General features: G+C 65.4%; 11 protein-coding genes. 10 read left to right on the top strand and 1 reads right to left on the bottom strand.

Features of this window, described 5'->3' with window-relative positions; all coding sequences use genetic code 11:
- The first annotated feature begins 208 nt into the window (after positions 1-208).
- The 5 genes from carA to recJ all read left to right on the top strand — a co-directional run bounded on the left by carA (position 209) and on the right by recJ (position 8,057).
- Complete coding sequence (gene carA, locus N7590_RS16655; RefSeq protein ID WP_164087005.1) at positions 209-1,336, top strand: glutamine-hydrolyzing carbamoyl-phosphate synthase small subunit; 1,128 nt, start codon at positions 209-211, stop codon at positions 1,334-1,336.
- 149 nt (positions 1,337-1,485) lie between these two features.
- Positions 1,486-4,728, top strand: coding sequence for a carbamoyl-phosphate synthase large subunit (gene carB, locus N7590_RS16660; protein ID WP_053510354.1), 3,243 nt, complete (start codon positions 1,486-1,488; stop codon positions 4,726-4,728).
- Between the two features lie 8 nt (positions 4,729-4,736).
- Positions 4,737-5,201, top strand: a complete 465-nt coding sequence (greA, locus tag N7590_RS16665; RefSeq protein ID WP_026347191.1) for a transcription elongation factor GreA — start codon at positions 4,737-4,739, stop codon at positions 5,199-5,201.
- A 4-nt stretch (positions 5,202-5,205) separates the two neighbouring features.
- Positions 5,206-6,123: a phosphoglycerate mutase gene (locus tag N7590_RS16670; RefSeq protein WP_164241711.1), complete on the top strand. Its 918-nt coding sequence runs from the start codon at positions 5,206-5,208 to the stop codon at positions 6,121-6,123.
- 176 nt (positions 6,124-6,299) lie between these two features.
- Positions 6,300-8,057 carry a single-stranded-DNA-specific exonuclease RecJ gene (gene recJ / locus N7590_RS16675; RefSeq protein WP_164241710.1) on the top strand — a complete coding sequence of 586 codons (1,758 nt, stop codon included), beginning with the start codon at positions 6,300-6,302 and terminating at the stop codon, positions 8,055-8,057.
- An 84-nt stretch (positions 8,058-8,141) separates the two neighbouring features.
- Here the strand turns inward: recJ and N7590_RS16680 are convergent, their stop codons facing one another.
- Positions 8,142-9,191, bottom strand: coding sequence for a DUF1176 domain-containing protein (locus N7590_RS16680; RefSeq protein ID WP_279935738.1), 1,050 nt, complete (start codon positions 9,189-9,191; stop codon positions 8,142-8,144).
- A gap of 228 nt (positions 9,192-9,419) precedes the next feature.
- Here N7590_RS16680 and tssI point away from each other — a divergent pair, with 228 nt between their 5' ends.
- The 5 genes from tssI to N7590_RS16705 are packed head-to-tail and all read left to right on the top strand — an operon-like array spanning position 9,420 to position 18,486.
- Positions 9,420-11,663: a type VI secretion system tip protein TssI/VgrG gene (gene tssI, locus N7590_RS16685; RefSeq protein ID WP_164241708.1), complete on the top strand. Its 2,244-nt coding sequence runs from the start codon at positions 9,420-9,422 to the stop codon at positions 11,661-11,663.
- Between the two features lie 19 nt (positions 11,664-11,682).
- A complete protein-coding gene (locus tag N7590_RS16690) occupies positions 11,683-13,299 on the top strand; it encodes a hypothetical protein (protein ID WP_164241707.1) in 1,617 nt (538 codons plus the stop codon).
- Positions 13,296-13,424, top strand: coding sequence for a hypothetical protein (locus N7590_RS16695; RefSeq protein ID WP_006441023.1), 129 nt, complete (start codon positions 13,296-13,298; stop codon positions 13,422-13,424). Before N7590_RS16690 ends, N7590_RS16695 begins: the two co-directional genes overlap by 4 nt.
- A gap of 19 nt (positions 13,425-13,443) precedes the next feature.
- Positions 13,444-18,030: an HNH/ENDO VII family nuclease gene (locus N7590_RS16700; protein ID WP_164241706.1), complete on the top strand. Its 4,587-nt coding sequence runs from the start codon at positions 13,444-13,446 to the stop codon at positions 18,028-18,030.
- A gap of 9 nt (positions 18,031-18,039) precedes the next feature.
- The gene (locus N7590_RS16705) at positions 18,040-18,486 is read left to right on the top strand and encodes an SMI1/KNR4 family protein (RefSeq protein ID WP_053510365.1); all 447 of its coding nucleotides are present in this window, start codon (positions 18,040-18,042) and stop codon (positions 18,484-18,486) included.
- Positions 18,487-18,976: the final 490 nt, after the last annotated feature.

Raw genomic sequence — 18,976 nt, forward strand, 5'->3', positions numbered from 1 at the left:
CGCCGGATTGAAATGAATGCGCAATCGCCTGTTCATGAACAGCGATAACCGCTGGCGCGAGCGCCCCGGCAGCGCTACAATTCGCACTCGCCGAATCACGAAAGCCGGACCGGTCCCAGACCGTACGTCCGCGCTTTTTTGCAACCGGATTTCCGTGAAGCGCAGGCGTGACTTCGGCAGCCCCCTCGGTAGCCAAAGTGAGATTTCCGTGACCCAAGCCGCAATCCTCGTCCTCGAAGACGGCACCGTATTCGAGGGCGAATCCGTAGGCGCGCCCGGCCTGTCCGTCGGTGAGGTGGTGTTCAACACCGCCATGACCGGTTACCAGGAAGTGTTGACCGACCCGTCCTACGCCCGGCAGATGGTCACGCTGACCTATCCGCATATCGGCAACACCGGCATGACCGACCAGGACAATGAAGCGTCCAAGGTGTGGTCGGCCGGCCTGATCGTGCGCGACGTGCCGCGCCGCCCCAGCAACTGGCGCAGCCAGGTGTCGCTGCAGGACTGGCTGATCCAGCGTGGCGTGGTCGCCATCGCCGGCATCGACACCCGCAAGCTGACCCGCATCCTGCGCGAGAAGGGCGCGCAGAACGGTGCGCTGATGGCCGGCGACATCGACGTGGAAAAGGCACTGGAAGCCGCCCGCAAGTTCCCGGGCCTGAAGGGCATGGATCTGGCCAAGGTCGTCACTACCGAGAAGACCTACACCTGGACCGAGGGCCAGCTGGACCTGGATGCCAATGCCTTTGTCAGCGTGCCGGCCAAGTTCAAGGTCGTGGCCTACGATTTCGGCGTGAAGACCAACATCCTGCGCATGCTGGCCGAGCGCGGCTGCGAAGTGACCGTGGTGCCGGCGCAGACCCCGGCCGCCGAAGTGCTGGCGCTGAAGCCGGACGGCGTGTTCCTGTCCAATGGCCCGGGTGACCCGGAACCGTGCGACTACGCCATCGAAGCCATCAAGGCCTTCATCGACGTGAAGATCCCGACCTTCGGCATCTGCCTGGGCCACCAGCTGCTGGGCCTGGCCTCGGGCGCCAAGACCATGAAGATGGGCCACGGCCACCACGGTGCCAACCACCCGGTACAGGACCTGGACAACGGCCGGGTGATGATCACCTCGCAGAACCACGGCTTCGCGGTTGATGAATCGACCCTGCCGGCGACCCTGCGCGTGACCCACCGTTCGCTGTTCGACGGCACCAACCAGGGCATCGCCCGCACCGACGTGCCGGCGTTCTCGTTCCAGGGCCACCCGGAAGCGTCGCCCGGCCCGACCGATGTCGGCCCGCTGTTCGACCGTTTCGTGGCCCTGATGGAACAGAGCAAGGCGTGATCAGTACGTCGCCGGCTTGCCGGTGGCGTCGCGATGGACCGTAAGCCCCCGCATCGCTGCTGCCGCTGGCGCGGCGCTGCGGATCAAGATTCCTGATCGACAGCGTGCGATCACCCCCCTTGTCACGCTGTACTGACTTAGAGAAGAAAATGCCCAAGCGCACTGACCTCAAGACCATCCTCATCATTGGTGCTGGCCCGATCGTCATCGGCCAGGCCTGCGAGTTCGACTATTCCGGCGCCCAGGCCTGCAAGGCCCTGCGCGACGAGGGTTACCGCGTGGTGCTGGTCAACAGCAACCCGGCCACGATCATGACCGACCCGGAGATGGCCGATGCCGTCTACATCGAGCCGATCAACTGGCAGACGGTCGAGAAGATCATCGCCAAGGAAAAGCCTGACGCGCTGCTGCCGACCATGGGTGGCCAGACCGCGCTGAACTGCGCGCTGGACCTGGCCGACCACGGCGTGCTGGAGAAGTACAACGTCGAACTGATCGGCGCCAAGCGCGAAGCGATCCGCATGGCCGAAGACCGCGAGCTGTTCCGCGTGGCCATGGGTGAGATCGGCCTGGAATGCCCGACCGCTGCCGTCGCCCACACCCTGGACGAAGCGCTGGAGATCCAGACCCGCGTCGGTTACCCGACCATCATCCGCCCCAGCTTCACCCTGGGCGGCAGCGGCGGCGGCATCGCCTACAACCGCGAAGAGCTGGTCGAGATCGTCAGCCGTGGCCTGGAGCTGTCGCCGACCACCGAAGTGCTGGTCGAAGAGTCGGTGCTGGGCTGGAAGGAATTCGAGATGGAAGTGGTCCGCGATACCGCGGACAACTGCATCATCGTCTGCTCGATCGAGAACCTGGACCCGATGGGCGTGCACACCGGTGACTCGATCACCGTGGCCCCGGCGCAGACCCTGACCGACAAGGAATACCAGCGCCTGCGCGATGCCTCCATCGCCGTGCTGCGCAAGATCGGCGTCGATACCGGTGGTTCGAACGTGCAGTTCGGCATCAACCCGAAGACCGGCCGCGTGGTCGTCATCGAGATGAACCCGCGCGTGTCGCGTTCCTCGGCGCTGGCCTCTAAGGCCACCGGCTTCCCGATCGCCAAGGTCGCGGCCAAGCTGGCCGTGGGCTACACCCTGGACGAACTGAAGAACGAGATCACCGGCGGCCTGACCCCGGCCTCGTTCGAGCCGTCGATCGACTACGTGGTCACCAAGATTCCGCGTTTCGCCTTCGAGAAGTTCCCGGCTGCCGATGCCCGCCTGACCACCCAGATGAAGTCGGTGGGTGAGGTGATGGCGATGGGCCGCACCTTCCAGGAGTCGGTGCAGAAGGCCCTGCGTGGCCTGGAAACCGGCAAGGTCGGCTTCGACCCGACCGGCCTGGACCTGGCCAACGAAGAAGACCTGCAGACCCTGCGCCGCGAGCTGAAGGCGCCGGGCCCGGAGCGCCTGTTCTTCGTCGCCGATGCATTCCGCGCCGGCATGAGCGTGGAAGAGATCTACGCGCTGTCGTTCATCGACCACTGGTTCCTGGACCAGATCGAGGAAATCATCGCGGCCGAAGCTGAAGTGACTGCCGGTGGCATCGATGCGCTCGACGCGGCGCGCCTGCGCAAGCTCAAGCGCGCCGGTTTCTCCGACGCCCGCCTGGCCCAGCTGACCGGTACCAACGAAGCGGCCATCCGCGCGCTGCGCCGTGCGCACAAGGTGCGCCCGGTCTACAAGCGCGTGGACTCCTGTGCCGGTGAGTTCTCCACCGGTACCGCCTACCTGTACTCGACCTACGAGGACGAGTGCGAGGCCGCGCCGACCAACCGCGACAAGATCATGATCCTGGGCGGTGGCCCGAACCGCATCGGCCAGGGCATCGAGTTCGACTACTGCTGCGTGCACGCGGCACTGGCGCTGCGCGAGGATGGTTATGAAACCATCATGGTCAACTGCAACCCGGAAACCGTGTCGACCGACTACGACACCTCCGACCGCCTGTACTTCGAACCGCTGACCCTGGAAGACGTGCTGGAAATCGTCGAGCTGGAACAGCCCAAGGGCGTGATCGTGCAGTACGGCGGCCAGACCCCGCTGAAGCTGGCACGTGCGCTGGAAGCCAACGGCGTGCCGGTGATCGGCACCAGCCCGGACTCCATCGACCTGGCCGAAGACCGCGAGCGCTTCCAGCAGCTGGTCGACACGCTGGGCCTGAAGCAGCCGCCGAACCGCATCGCCCGCAACGACCAGGAAGCGCTGCTGCTGGCCCGCGAGATCGGCTACCCGCTGGTGGTGCGCCCGAGCTACGTGCTGGGTGGCCGCGCGATGGAAATCGTCTACGGCGAATCCGACCTGGCCCGCTACGTGCGTGACGCGGTGAAGGTGTCCAACGATTCGCCGGTGCTGCTGGACCGCTTCCTCGACAACGCCGTCGAGTGCGACGTGGACATCATCGCCGACAAGGAGGGCAACGTCCTGATCGGTGGCGTGATGGAGCACATCGAAGAAGCCGGCGTGCACTCGGGTGACTCGTCCTGCTCGCTGCCGCCGTACTCGCTGTCGGCCAAGACCCAGGCCGAACTGCGCCGCCAGGTGGTGGAGCTGGCCAAGGCCCTGAACGTGGTCGGCCTGATGAACACCCAGTTCGCGATCCAGACCAGCGAAGAGGGCGATGACACCATCTACCTGCTGGAAGTGAACCCGCGTGCCTCGCGCACCGTGCCGTTCGTGTCCAAGGCCACCGGCATGCCGCTGGCCAAGATCGCCGCGCGCTGCATGGCTGGCACGACCCTGGCCGAGCAGGGCGCGACCAAGGAAATCGTGCCGGACTACTACTCGGTGAAGGAAGCGATCTTCCCGTTCGCCAAGTTCCAGGGCGTTGACCCGATCCTCGGGCCGGAAATGCGCTCCACCGGTGAGGTGATGGGCGTGGGCCGCACCTTCAACGCCGCCTTCGCGCGTGCGCAGGAAGCCGGTGGCATCAAGGCGCCGCCGGTCGGCAAGGCCTTCGTTTCGGTCCGCGATCCCGACAAGAAGCGCGTGCTGCCGGTGGCCAAGGCCCTGCTGGCGCGTGGCTACAGCCTGGTGGCCACCCGTGGCACCGCCGCATGGCTGCAGCAGCACGGCATGGACTGCGAGATCATCAACAAGGTGGTCGAAGGTCGCCCGCACATCGTCGATTCGATCAAGAACGGCGAGATCGTGTACATCGTCAACACGACCGAAGGCCGTTCGGCGATCAATGACTCGTTCTCGATCCGTCGCGAGGCGCTGCAGCACCGCGTCACCTACTCGACCACCATTGCCGGCGCCAAGGCGCTGGTGGATTCACTGGAATTCCGCGGCACCGGCCCCGTCTGGTCGCTGCAGGAGCTGCACAAGGAGTTGAATGCATGAGAGCCCCCATCACCATGAAGGGCGCGCAGAAGCTGCGCGACGAACTGGATCACCTGAAGTCGGTCAAGCGCCCGAAGGTGATCGCCGCGATCGCCGAAGCGCGTGAGCACGGCGACCTGAAGGAGAACGCCGAGTACCACGCCGCGCGCGAGGAACAGGGCTTCATCGAAGGCCGCATCAAGCAGCTGGAAGGCGAGCTGTCGCACGCCGAGATCATCGACGTGAGCAAGCTCAATGCCGGCTCCAAGGTGGTGTTCGGTGCCAGCGTGACCCTGGCCGACGTGGAAACCGACGAAGAGAAGAAGTACCAGATCGTCGGCGACCTGGAAGCGGACATCAAGCTGGGCCTGATCGCCATTTCCTCGCCGGTGGCGCGCGCGATGATCGGCAAGCTGGAAGGCGATTCGATCGTGATCGACGCCCCGGCCGGCCAGCGCGAGTACGAGATCGTCAGCGTCAGCTACGTGGACTGACGAGGTGGCAACGGCGACCCTGCTGTTGCCGGCGCGCAGCCGCCTTGCGGCGGCTGCATTGCCGGATGACGTGGCGCGCGCCCTGGGTCGCGCCACCGCTTTGCAGCTGGATGCCGGTGAACGCGCCCAGCTGCAACGGCATTTCAGCGTGGCTGCGCCGCAGTGGCCGGTGGCTGCGTTGACCCGCCAGCGTGACGTGGGTGATGCGGCCGGCGCCCGCTGGCTGCGCGCCGATCCGGCCTGCATGGTGCCGGACATGCACGGTGCGCGGATGATGGCCTACGGCGAAACGCTGCGGCCGACCCTGGCCGATTGCCTGGCCTTGCTGCCGGTGTTGCAGCCGTTGTTTGCTGATGCCGGGTTCGTGCTCGACGCACCCGATCCTTCGCGCTGGTACCTGCGGCTTCCGATCGACCTGGCGCTGCCCGAGTTCGACAGCCCGGACGAAGTGCTGGGCGATGACCTGTTCTCGCACCTGCCGGAAGGCGAGGGCGGCCGCCGTTGGCGGGCGTTGATGACCGAGGCGCAGGTGCTGCTGCACAACCATTCCTGGAACCAGCAGCGCGTGGCCCAAGGGCAACAGCCGATCAATTCGCTGTGGTTCTGGGGCGGTGGCGTGATGCCGGTATCGGTCAGCACGGCGCACGCGCAGGTGCGCAGCCGCGATGCCCTGCTGCAGGGCCTGGCGCTGGCGGCTGGCGTGGCGGTGGATGGCGAGCAGGCGGTGGATGCGTTGGTCGACCTGCGCCAACTGCGTTCATCGCAGCAGTTGGGCAATGATGCGATCCGGCCGCTGCTGGCCGCGCTGAAGCGAGGCGAGCTGCAGCGACTGGTGCTGGACTTCGAGGATGGCCTGCAGTTCCAGTTGGACCGTGGCCAGCGCTGGCAGTTCTGGAAGAAGTCGCGGCAGCTGCACGACTGAGCGGGGCCTCGGCAGAGCGGGGTCGGATCCGTTTTCCACCGGAAAACGGCTCTGATCCTAGATGTTCGCCGGGGTTGCCGGCCAGCGGCCGGCACTACCGCAGCTGCCGGGCGCAATCCCGCCAGCCTCTCCCACGCGCGGTATCATCCCTCTGTCTTTCGTAACCGGCGATGCCGATGTCCCTTGCCGCCGATGCTGTGCAGCCATCCACTGATACGGTGACGATCCGCCGTCGCGATGCGGTCGCACCCGGCAACTGGCCGGACGGCACACTGCCGCTGCTGGCGCGGCTCTACGCCAGTCGCGATGCCGGTACCCCGGAGCTGGCGCTGCCGAAGCTGGGCAATCTGCATGCGCCCGAACTGCTGACCGGCATCGATGCAGCGGTGGGCCTGCTGGTCGAGGCCATCGCCAATGACAAGCGCATCCTGGTGGTCGGCGATTTCGATTGTGATGGCGCTACCGCCTGCGCGGTGGGCGTGCGCGGCCTGCGCATGCTCGGCGCGCAGCATGTCTTCCACGCGGTGCCGAACCGCATGGTGCACGGCTATGGCCTGTCGCCGTCGCTGGTGGACGAACTGGCCGCGCTGCAGCCGGACCTGCTGGTTACGGTCGACCACGGCATTGCCTGCCACGCGGGCGTGACCGCGGCCAAGGCGCGTGGCTGGCAGGTGCTGGTCACCGACCATCATCTGCCGGGCCCGCAGTTGCCGCCGGCCGACGTGATCGTCGATCCGAACCTAGATGGCGATACCTTCCCCAGCAAATCGCTGGCCGGTGTCGGCGTGATCTTCTACGTGCTGATGGCGTTGCGCCGGCAGATGCGCGAGGCCGGTGTCTTCGCCGATGGCAAGGGGCCGGATCTGACCACGCTGCTGGACCTGGTGGCGGTGGGCACCGTCGCCGACCTGGTGGCGCTGGACCCGAACAATCGTGCGTTGGTCAGTGCGGGCCTGCGCCGGCTGCGTGCCGGGCGGGGCTGTGTCGGCCTGCGCGCCCTGATCGAAGCCAGTGGCCGCGATGCCGCACGGCTGACCGCCACCGACATCGGCTTCGCACTTGGGCCGCGCCTGAACGCTGCGGGCCGGCTGGAAGACATGGCGCTGGGCATCGCGCTGCTGCTGACCGAGGACCCACGGCAGGCACGCGACATCGCGCAGACACTTGAGCAGATCAATTCGGAACGGCGCGCGGTGCAGCAGTCGATGACCGACGACGCCGAGCAGGCGTTGACCCGCGTGGTGCTGGACATGGATGGACAGCGGCCGGTGGCGGCCTGCCTGTTCGATGCCGACTGGCACCCGGGCGTGGTGGGCCTGGTCGCGTCGAAGATGAAGGACCGCCTGCATCGCCCGGTGATCGCCTTCGCCCCGGCCGAGCCGGGGGCCGACACGCTGCGTGGCTCGGCGCGGTCAATTCCCGGCCTGCACATCCGTGACGCACTGGCGCTGGTCGACGCGCGCCATCCCGGCCTGATCGAACGTTTCGGTGGGCATGCGATGGCCGCCGGCCTCAGCCTGCGCCTGGATCACATTGACGACTTCAAGGCCGCCTTCATCGCCGTGGTGCTGGAAATGCTCGACCCGGCGGCCCTGCAGCAGCAGGTATTGAGCGACGGCGAACTGGCGGCGGACGAGCTCGACCATCGTCATGCCGACGCGCTGCGCCTGGCCGGGCCGTGGGGTCAGGGCTTCCCGGAACCGCTGTTCGACGGCCATTTCGAAGTGGCCAACTGGCGCGTGCTGAAGGAGCGCCACCTGAAGCTGGAACTGCGCCTGCCGGGCGTGCCCGGCACGATCAACGCCATCCACTTCGGCGGCTGGCACGGCAATGCGCCGGGCCGCCATGTGCATCTCGCCTATCGCCTGGCCTGCGATGACTACCGTGGTGGCAGCGCGATCCAGCTGATCGTCGAGCACTGCCTGCCCGGCTGAAAAAAGGGGACGGAGGGGATTAAGTCGCTTGTGCCTTGTTTGCCAATTGCGACTTAATCCCCTCCGTCCCCTTTTTCTGTGAGGTCAGCGGACCTCGGTCACCAGCGTCGGCAGTTCCCAGGTGCCACCGGGCACGCCGCGGCACAGGCCTGCTGCGATTTCGGAGGTCGCGACGAAGGCAGTGCCAGTCCAGGTCCAGGTGCTCTGCGAGATGCAGTCGCCCAGTCCGCGGCCCTTCTGCGCGGCGATGATCTGCCCATCGTCATAGTCGATCGCATCACTGGTCACCCACTGCGGTTGGAACGGGGCCTTCGGGCGGGCCACCCAGTAGCCGTCGCCGGTGTTGTAGGCCGCGCGCCAGCAGGGCACGTTGACCAGCACGTGCTGCGCGTCCAGGCGACGTATCTCCAGTGCCGAGTTGCTCAGCGGGATATCGGCATCGGCCTCCAGCAGGCCCTCGCAGCTGTTGTCCTTCAGCGTGGCACGCAGCGCGGCGCGCAGCGCGGGCGAGGCCGCCAGTTGCGCGAAGGCCGGGTCATCCGGAATCGAATCGGCAGTCGGTGCGCTGTGCACGACGGGCACCGGCAGCGCGGCCGGAACGCTGGCTTCGGGCGTGCTGCCCTTGCGCATCACGGCACCGGGCGTGCCGAGGCGGCCCTGGTACTCGTCGATCTTCAGCAGGACTGCGGCAGCGCCCTTGTCCGACAACGCCCAACGTTGACCGGTGGCATCGCTCACGCTGATTCCACCGTCGCGCGCCAGTGCGGACAACAGTGCGGCGGTCTGCGCGGCACTCAGGGTATAGGTGCCTTCGCCCTGGTCCGGTACCAGCACACCCAGGTCCTGCTGCCGGACATGCAGGCGCAGCGCGCCGGCGGGGCGGGCCTGGCCTTCATCCGGCTGCAGCGAAAGACGGCCCTGCATGGCCTGGTGGGCGCCGCCCTTGCGGGTCAGCAGCACGCTGAGCGTGCTCTGCTCGTCGGCGGCGTAGCCGGCGGCGCGGCAGGTGCGGGTGTTGTCACAGGCCACCACCCAGTCGTGGTGCTGGAAGTACAGCCGGCTGGAGGGTGCCCCGGCGTTCGCAGCGGGCGGGGTGACCAAGGCCAGCAGGGCGATGGGCAGGAACTGACGCATGGGCATCCATTCACATGGGCGGGGCCTCAGAGTGCCCAGCCAGGACCGCCGGCGCCAGCCTGAATGGCTGCGCTGTGCTCGCCGTATTTGTGACGTGATTCGCGCTGTCGTGAAAATCCTTAATGAATTCATCTCCTTATCCAGCGCTGATTGCGTCAAAAAGCTGGCACATGGCACAGGTCAATGGCAAAGTCGGGCCACGACCAACATGGGACGACGGAACGCCCGATGTACGCCGAATCACTGCTTCCCGGCGCCACGCTGCAGCGCCTGCACCAGGACCGACGCCTGATCCGCGTCGAAACCGCTTTGGATCCGGACACGTTCCTGGTCAAGCGCTTCGACGGCGCCGAATCGGTGTCCGCGCCGTTTGCGTACCGCATCGATCTGCTCTCGATCCAGCCGCGACTGGAGCTGAAACAGCTGGTCGGGCAACCGCTGCGGCTGCAGCTCGGCGATGAGTTCGGCAACCGCAGCGTGCATGGTTTCGTGCGCGAGTTCGCCAGCAGCGGGCAGCAGGCGCAGTTCAGCGCCTATCGTGCCGAGCTGGCGCCGTGGTTCGCCTTCCTCGACTACACCTGCAACTGCCGCATCTTCCAGGACCGGAACGTGCTGCAGATCATCGAGGGAGTCTTCGAGGGCTATGCGCAGCTGGCCAGGTTCCGCTACGACCTCAATGCCGGCAAGCTGGCGCCGCTGCCGTATTGCGTGCAGTACAACGAATCGGACTTCGCCTTCGTCAGCCGCCTGCTGGAAGATGCCGGCCTGTACTACAGCTTCGTCCACGACGAAGAAGGCCATGAGATGGTGATCAGCGACGATTCGACGCTGAGCACTGCCCATGGCGAGCCGCAGCCGATCGCGTTTGTTTCCGACCAGGGCACCCTGGCCAGCACGGGCCTGCATCGCTGGGGGGCGCGGCGCCGGGTCGGGCCGAGCGTGCAGACGCTGCGCAGCTTCGACTTCAAGCAGCCGGGCGAACGGCTGGATGGCAACCAGGGCAACCAGGTGCCGCTGGGCCTGCTGCCGCCGTTGGAGCAGTACCGCTACGACGGTGCCGCGCGCTTCATGAACAGCCGCATCGGTACGGCGCTGGCCGCGGTGCGCAACGAGGAAGTGACCTGGCCGACCAAGCTGTTCGAGTGCGCGGGCAATGCCGGCGAGATGGAGGCCGGCGGCTGCTTTGACCTGGAACGGCATCCAGACTTCATCGGCCGCGATGACACTGATCGCAGCTTCTTCGTGGTCAGCGTGCAGCGCGAAGGCCATAATAATTTCGCCAGCGATTTCGGCAGCGCCGAAGCGCCCAGCGTGGAGGTGCAGGCCGAAGTGCTGCGCCGGCGCATTCCGTACCGGCCGTTGCGGCGCACGCCGTGGCCGCGCATGCCCGGGCCGCAGACCGCGACCGTGGTGGGGCCGCCGGGTGAAGAGCTGCATGCCGACCGTTACGGGCGGGTCAAGGTCCAGTTCCATTGGGATCGGCAGCTGGACCGCCGCGAGAACGCCTCGTGCTGGATCCGCAGTGCCAGCCCCTGGGCCGGCGCCGACATGGGCGGCGTGTCACCGCCGCGCGTGGGCCAGGAAGTGATCGTCGACTTCCTCGACGGTGATCCGGACCGTCCGATCATCACCGGCCGCGTCTACAACGAAGACAACATGCCGCCGTTCGGCATGGAGGTCAGCGGCCTGAAGTCGAAGACGGTGAAGGGCGCGGGCTGGAACGAGATCACCATGCACGATGGTGCCGGTGGCGAGCTGCTGAACATGCGCGCGCAGCGTGACATGGTCACCACCGTGCTCAACGACCAGAACGCCAGCATCCAGAACAACAAGTCGACTACGGTGGCGGTCAACCACACGATGGGCGTCGGCGCCAACCAGGACATCAGTGTCGGCGGCAACCGTGGCATCACTGTCACCGGCACCGATACGCTCGGCGTCACCGGCACCCGCACCACGAATGTCACCGGTGCGGTCACCGAGAAGTACGAGTCCGGCGAAACCAAGACGATTGCCGCCGCCGGCTATACCGAAACCATCACCGGTGATTTCAAGACCACGCTGACCGGCAACTACACCAGCCAGCGCACCGGCACCTGGACCGAGACCGTCACCTCCACCTCCAGCCGCACCGTCGGTGGGCTGGTCACCGAGACCCTGCAGGCCGCGCGTGAAGTGACGATCACCGGGCAGGACAAGCGCAAGGTGCAGGGCAAGGTCGACGACAGCAACGTCGGCGAGCGCGTCATCGATGTCACCGGCAACTTCAGCCAGGATGCCAGCGGCACCCACAGCCAGGGCTCGGACGGGGCAATGAGCCTGGAGTCGGCGGTCAAGCTCACCAGCAAGGTCGGCGGTTCGGTCATCGAGATCACCGACAGCGCGATCAAGATCACCGCCGGTGGTTCGGAAGTGGTGATCGACGCCGGTGGTGTATCGGTCAACGGCAGCGAGATCAAGCTCAACTGCTGAGCCGCAAGGGAGAAGCACGATGCAGGACACCCCCATGCTGCGCGGCCTGAACGCATTGCGCGATGCCTGGCTGGAGGCCAGCGCCGACAACAGCCGGCGCCTGCTGGTCTGGCGCTTGCCAGCCGCCGCCAGCCGGTTGCTGGCGGCGTTCTTCGAAATGCAGCGCAACGATGCCGGACGCGATACGCCGGACTACTTCCTGCGCATCGATACTGCCTACGAACTGGGCTTCCGCTACAGCCGCCAGCTCAAGCAGGACCTGCTGGACCGCTATCTGGCCAGCCAGGAAGATCTGCGCGCGCAGCAGGTGCCGCTGGGCTGGCGCGGCCCGCATGAAGGCCATCCGGACAGCGCCCAGGGTGTGGTCGAGGTGCTGGAGAGCTTCATCGAGCATCATGGTGAACACCTGCGCTTGCTGGCGGCGGTGCTGGAGCCGGAGCGTTGCGTGCCTGGCGAGGGCTTCGAGCGTTGGGTGGACGCCGCGCTGGCCGCCGGCCCTGGCCCGCGCCTGCGCCTGGTGCTGGTGGATACCGAGGAGGATCCGCGCTGGCAGTCGCTGCTGGAACGGCACGGCAGGATCGCGCGCGTGGTCAGTGCGCCGGTCGACATGTTCGGCATCGCCCGCGATACCGCCGCACAGTCTGGCGGCCGCGGCCCGGAAGTGCTGTACCGGCAGCTGCTGGCCGACCTGATGCTGCTGCTCGAACGCGGCAGCCCCTCGCAGGTGGTCGCCCGCGCCGAGCGCGCGCAGGGGCTGGCGCAGCGGCAGGGCTGGCAGGACCAGCAATCGGTGGTGCAGATGATGGTGGCCGGCGCGTGGTTGAAGCATGGCGACCACGGGCAGGCCATCAACAGCTACCGGCAGGCGCGCAGCGCGGCCGAGGACGCGCGCATGAGCGGCAACCCGGCTGCACCGGAACTGGTGATGCAGAGCTGGTTTGGCGAGGCAGGCTGCTGGCTGGCGGCCAAGCAGCCGGAGCGCGCCGCACAGACCTACCTGCAGGCCTCGACGTCGGCAGCGAGCATTCCGCACCCGATGTTCGCGCTGGAAGGCCAGCGCATGGCCGGCTGGTGCCAGTTGCAGGCCGGCCAGCGCGAGGCTGCGCGAACCCAGCTGCTGGAGGCGATCCGCATCGCCAAGCCGCTGGCGCCGGCCGACCGCAAGGCCACTACGTTGCCACAGGCACTGTGGGACCTGCTGCAACTGCAGGATGCGCGCCGCTGCGAATCGCTGCAGCAGGTGGCCGCCGATTACCTGCAGGCCAGCACCGGCCTGCTGGAAAAGGCCGACGCGCAGGGGCGTGCGCTGGGCCCGCGGCCGGTGCGGCCGGCACTGGATGCCATCGACGCGGAGCTGGATGCCGCGCTGGAACGTGGCTTCCACCGCGCCCAACAGGAGCGCGAGCGGCTGATCCAGGGCGGCGACGAATTCTTCCGCAAGATCGTGGCCGTGGGCCGCGACTTCCTCGACCCGGGCTGGAACGGCCTGCCGGCCATCGAACACCCGCTCGATCACGAGATACCGGTGTGGAGCGAGCCGCCGGCGATGCAGCCGTTGCCCGATCCCAGTGGCCTGCTGCAGGCGTCCGTGGCGGCGCCTGCCGGGCCTGCCGTTACAGGAGTGGCTGTTGCATGAAGTCGAACAAGACCGTGGTGATGCTGGTAGCCATCGTGCTGGGCATCATCGTCGTGACCTGGATCAGCGCCGAGTACCGTGACGAAGTAAAGGCGTTCCTGCGCGCGTTGTTCCGCGCCTTGTAAAGCAACAGGGAGTGTTGCCGTGAGCATCGCCGCCAAGCATTTCGATCCGCAGCTGGGCATCGACATCCACATGTACGCGGTGCCGCCGTGCCCGCTGCCGACGCCGCACATCGGCCTGGTGCTGGATCCGTTCGACTACATCCCGTTCATCGGCTCGACCATCAAGGTCAATGGCGTGCACCGCGGCACCGCCGGTACCGGCGGCCTCGACATCCACATTCCGCTGGGCGTGTGGGGGCCGCCGCTGGCGGCGCCGATGGGGCCGCAGTTCGACGGCGAAGAAATCTTCATGGGTAGCCGTACCGTGTCTGCCGACGGCGAACCGTTCTCGCGGCTGGCGATGCCGGTGCTGGACTGCAACCTTGCCGGGATGATCAACCCGTTCCGGATGAAGAAGCCGAAGAAGCCGCTGCGCGCGATGTCGCTGCCGACCGGCTTGAACGTGGCCATTCCCACCAGCGTCACCGTCGGCGGTCCGCCGACGGTGTCATGGACCGCGCTGGCGTTCCGCGCCGCATTCGCCGGGCTGGGCAAGTTGCGCAAGAGTGCTTTCTTCCGCAAGAAGATGGATGCGTTCGCCAACTGGCGGCGCGGCAAGTGGGGCCATCTGCCCTCCAGCTTCCTGAAATGCAAGGTGCTGCGTGCCGAGCCGGTGGATATCCGCGATGGCAGCGTGGTGGTCAGCCACCAGGACTTCGACATTCCGGGGCGGCTTTCCTTTGCCTGGCAGCGCAGCTACGGCTCGCGCCGCGCGGGCGAACCCGGCCTGTGCGGCGCGGGCTGGCAGACGCCGGCCGACATCCGCCTGGAACTGCTGGACGACGGCAGCGTGTGGTTGTCCGGCCCGGACCAGGCTGCGTTCTTCCCTGAGTTGCCGCCCGCTGAAGGCGAGGCCGGGGCCATCCTCGATTTCGTTGATGGCGCGCGCCTGCTGCGTCGGCGCGGGCGGTGGCTGGTGCGCTTCAAGAGCGGCCTGAAGTACGTGTTTGGCGGCGAACTGCCGGCAGGCGTGAGCGCACTGCTGAATCCACAATCCTGGCCGATCGAACGCATCGAGGACGCGCACGGCAACCACTGGCGGTTCGAGCGTCGCGATGGCCACCTGGTGCGCATCGTCGAAAGCGGTATCGGCGACCTGCAGGGCCGTTTCATCGAAGTGGAGGCGCGCCACGGTCACATCGATCGCATGGCGCTGCATGACCCGGCCACCGGCCTGGTGCATCCGCTGGTGAGCTATCGCTACAGCGCCGACGGCGATCTGCTGGCGGCGGTGGACGCGCTTGGAGCGCCGCGCACCTTCGCTTACGAGCAGCACCGCTTGGTGCGGCACACCGACCGCGTTGGCCTGTCATTCCATTACGCGTTCGACGTGCAGGGCAGGGTGGTGCATTCGTGGGGCGACGGTGGCCTGTACGACTACCACTTCGAGTACGACGCGCTACTGCGCGAGACCCGGGTGACCGACTCGCTCGGCCATCTGAGCGTGGTCAAGTTCGACGAGAACCAGCTGCCGCTGTGCGAGATCGATCCGCTCGATGGCGTGACGCTGTTCGAGTACGACGATTTCGGGCGGACCGTGGCGGTGACCGACCCGGAAGGGCTGCGCACGGCGTTTGCCTATGATGCGCATGGCAACCTGGTCTGCCTGACCCGCGCCGATGGCACGTCGATCCAGATGGAGTATGACCCGGACGACCATATGGTGTCGCTGCGCACGCCGGATGGCGTCGACTGGCAGCAGGCATACGATGGCCAAGGCCTGCTGGTCAGCCAGACCGATCCATTGGGAGCGACAACCCGATTCGACTACGATGCGCAGGGCCAGTTGCAGTCGCAGACCAATGCCCGCCAGGCGGTGACACACCTGCGCTATGACCGTCATGGGCTGGTGGCTGCCGTCATTGATGCGCTCGGCCATGAGAGCCGCTTCGAGCATGATCCGCTCGGCAACCTGCTGCGCCAGGTGGATCCGTTGGGGCAGGCCAGTCGCTACGAGTACGACGCCAAGGGGCGGCTGCTGGCCACCGCTGGCCCCGATGGCGCGGGTGTGCGCTGCGAATATGATGCTGAAGACCAACTGCTGTGCTATACCGATGAGGCCGGCGCGCAGACGCGGCTGCAGTACGTGGGCATCGGACAGATCGGCAAGCGCCTTCAGGCCGATGGCCACAGTGTGGAGTACCGCTACGATACCGAAGAGCAGCTGGTCGCGGTCATCAACCAGCGCGGCGAAACCTATCAGTTGGTGCGCGATGCGCTGGGCCGCATCGTCGAGGAAGTGGACTACTGGGGGCAATCACGGCGTTACAGCTACGATGCTGCCGGGCGGCTGACGACGACCCTGGATCCACTGGGCCAGCGCATCGCGTTTACCACCGACAAGCTTGGGCGCATCACCCGCAAGACGCTGTCCGATGTGCGCCATCCTGGTCAGCAGGTACAGGAACACTTCGTCTACGACGTGCAGGGACAGATTGTCGAGCTGCGCAATGCGGCGCGTACGGTGAAGCGCCGGTACGACCCGCTGGGGCAATTGCTGGAGGAACTGCAGGACGGGTTCTGGGTGGGCTACGCCTATGATGAAGTGGGCAACCGCGTGCTGCGCCAGACCGCTGCCGGCAATCGGGTGGCGTTCGGCTACGACCTGCGCGACCAGACCGTATCGGTGGCCATCAACGACGAATCGCCGATCTCGATGGAGCGCGACGCGCTGGGCCGCACCACGCGCGAGCAGCTGAGCCCGCACTTACAGCGCGAGTTCACCTACGACAGCCGTAACCTGCTGACCTCGCAGTCGGTACTGAAGGACGCTGCGCCGCTGTTCGAGACTCGCTACGACTATGACCGCAGTGGCAACCTGACCCGCCGCAGCGACAGCACGCAAGGCGTGGACGAGTACCGCTACGACGCTATCGGGCGCCTGCTGCAGCACATCGATCCAAAGGGAAGGGTCGAGCGCTACTTCAACGACCCGGCCGGCGACCGGCTGCGTACTGAAGTGAAGCAGGTACAGGCGCGCAAGGTAGTAGGCGGCGACGATGACGACCTGGCCACCTGGACGCGCGAAGGCATCTATCAGGGCGTGCACTACGTGTTCGACCGGGCGGGTGATCTGGTGCGCAAGGGCGCACCGCAGGGCGATGCGCCGGATGACCTGACGCTGATCTGGGATGCCAACCATCGGTTGGCGGAGAGCCGCCGCAACGGGCAATCAACGTACTACGGCTATGACCCGCTGGGACGGCGGGTTTTCAAGCGCAACCCGACGCAGACAACGTGGTTCTTCTGGGATGGCGATGCGTTGCTGGGTGAGGTGCAGCAGGCCAACGACGCCGAAGAGGCGGCGCCAGTGTGGGTCGGTAATGCGGCCAGCCTGGTGGAGATGAGGCGGCGGCAGCGGCGGTTGGAAAAGCTGCATGAGCGGGTGCGGGAGTATGTGTACTACCCCGGGACGTTTGTGCCGTTGGCCTGGGTCAGACCTCTCGATCTAGAGAGGATATCTGCTCCAATTTCGGAGGTATCAGGAGCCCCCGATCCTGTGCACGAGGCCGCATCGTTTGTCGCCCCTGTTGATCCGCCAGGTGCAATCGGGTGTGAGGTAGAGCAAAGGACAACGTCTCGCTCGTTTGGCGGTGGACTTGGCCAGTTGGGTGCATCTTCCTTGGGACTCAGGGGATCTGCGTGTACCGACAAGCTTGAATCGACTACTGCTCCGGCATCCGCGCAGCTCACTCGTTCGGCAGAGAGCAGGAAAAGCCCCAGTTTGACCTTCCCGACCAGAAAAGCACCGGCCAACTCCGCGTCGCTGGCGGATCAGTCCGCATGCAGTACTGCTCGGGCGGGCCTATTTGGGGTGGATCCGAATGGTGCGGTAGTTAGAGCGCTGGATGCGTCAGGAGTACATGAGTGGGCGGTCAGATACGGGTCATGGGGGGCTGATGAGAACAGCACCCAGGGCGGGATGGAGTTCTTTATACGTCTGCAAGGGCAGTATCGGGACATTGAGACAGGTCTCTATTACAATAGAAACCGATACTTTGATCCGTTGGTCGGAAGCTTCATATCTCCGGATCCGCTCGGTCTCGATGCAGGAGAGTGCATATACGAATATTCTCTAAACGCAATTGCGTACTGCGACCCGTTGGGTCTGAAGTACCGGAAGACTACGGCGAGTGATGGTAGAACCGTTTATCAGAATGATGATGCATTCAATCCTCATAGAAAGGTGTCGTGGGAAGATGCAGAGACGGGTGAGTTCAGGCGGGGTACGAATCTTGACCGGATGTCGGAGGGCTTGGCGCCGATCGGAAAAGATGGGCGGCCAGTTCAGTTGCACCATCTGACGATGACCGAGGCGCCCGGGATGAATGGGCGGAGAGGTTCCTTGGCCGAGGTGAAGGCATCCATCCATTCGAAGTACACATCGATTCTCCATATTCCTTTCCCGAGGAATCCAAACAACAAGAGGCAGACCTTGCCTCGATATCCGAGTTTTAGAAGAAATAACGATGGAAGCGCGTCCCTGCTGGCAAGTCAATTCGACAGCTTCAGGGAGTCATATTGGAAGGCGAGAGCGCAATCAATACTTGCTGGCTGCCGACAATGAGGTGTGTTCATGTTTGATAATCTGGAGGCGCTGGTGGCGCAGCACCCGCGAGTCAAGGTATTTCCTGGGCGGCAGGTTGAACCTGGCCTTATCCGGGAGGCCGAAGCTGAGCTGGGGATTCCATTGCCTGATTCGTACAAGGAGTGGTTGCTCAAGTATGGGAATCTGAGGGTCGGCGCTTATCCTGTTCTGACCCTTGCGCCTCGGGATGTGCGTGACATTTCCGATAGTGATCTGATCTACAATTTCAGGTTGGATTCCCGTGATGGCGAGCTGCCGGTCGGGTATATCTCAATTCATCTGCCGGATACGGATGAATCATTCTATTTCGATACCAGCAAGGGGCTGGTTGGCGGAGAGTATCCCATTGTCAGGCGGGATTGGTCTGACGGATCGTATGAGCCGTTTGCCGACAGTTTTGTGGGTTTTCTAGAGGAGATTGTCCGGCAGGCTTGATGTGACCTGATTAGCACGAACTTCCAGCACGGATTAGGCTCAACTTCCAAGCGCAATACCCCCAGGTCCTGATGTTGCCATGTCAACGACAAGAACCTATCACCACCTCAGTGCAGAAAAACGTGCTGTGATCATGATCAAGCGCCAGTATGCGCAGCATCGTCTGATGTCTCGGGCGCTCGTTCGCGAGTGCGTTCCCTGAGACGCACACGAGACTAGGCATCTTCGGTGAGTCGATTGCTGAGGAGGCGTTGCTTGTGGTGCCTTTGGCCGCCCCAAGGAAGCGACGTGAAGACTGGGCAGGTGGGATCGCAGAGTTGAGGCGTTTGGGTATTGTCTCGGGTTAGGCGAGTTTCCGCTCATGCTCAGCGCTCCTCCCATTGGATTGTAAACAGTCTTGGGTGAGTGCCTGTTTCGACGGCATCTCCCCACCCAACCCCATTTGCCCCAGCCACGCGTTGAACCGTCCAACCTCCCGCTGGAGCAGTCC

The organism is Stenotrophomonas sp. GD04024, assembly GCF_029837545.1.
GTDB classification, from domain to species: Bacteria; Pseudomonadota; Gammaproteobacteria; order Xanthomonadales; family Xanthomonadaceae; genus Stenotrophomonas; species Stenotrophomonas forensis.